This window comes from Streptomyces massasporeus (assembly GCF_014648995.1).
In the GTDB taxonomy this organism is placed as follows: domain Bacteria; phylum Actinomycetota; class Actinomycetes; order Streptomycetales; family Streptomycetaceae; genus Streptomyces; species Streptomyces massasporeus.
This window is the reverse complement of record NZ_BMSE01000083.1, coordinates 1-504: the sequence shown is the minus strand read 5'-3', so window position 1 is coordinate 504 and position 504 is coordinate 1. Positions and strand designations below refer to the sequence as shown.

Annotated in this window: 1 rRNA gene; it reads right to left on the bottom strand. The window is 56.0% G+C overall.

Annotation, left to right across the window (positions count from 1 at the left end):
• A 23S ribosomal RNA gene (locus tag IE153_RS41345) occupies positions 1–504 on the bottom strand; the annotation flags it as partial.

Genomic DNA, 504 nt, shown 5'->3' with positions numbered 1-504 from the left:
GACCAGTGAGCTATTACGCACTCTTTCAAGGGTGGCTGCTTCTAAGCCAACCTCCTGGTTGTCTCTGCGACTCCACATCCTTTCCCACTTAGCGTACGCTTAGGGGCCTTAGTCGATGCTCTGGGCTGTTTCCCTCTCGACCATGGAGCTTATCCCCCACAGTCTCACTGCCGCGCTCTCACTTACCGGCATTCGGAGTTTGGCTAAGGTCAGTAACCCGGTAGGGCCCATCGCCTATCCAGTGCTCTACCTCCGGCAAGAAACACACGACGCTGCACCTAAATGCATTTCGGGGAGAACCAGCTATCACGGAGTTTGATTGGCCTTTCACCCCTAACCACAGGTCATCCCCCAGGTTTTCAACCCTGGTGGGTTCGGTCCTCCACGAAGTCTTACCTCCGCTTCAACCTGCCCATGGCTAGATCACTCCGCTTCGGGTCTTGAGCGTGCTACTGAAACGCCCTATTCGGACTCGCTTTCGCTACGGCTTCCCCACACGGGTTA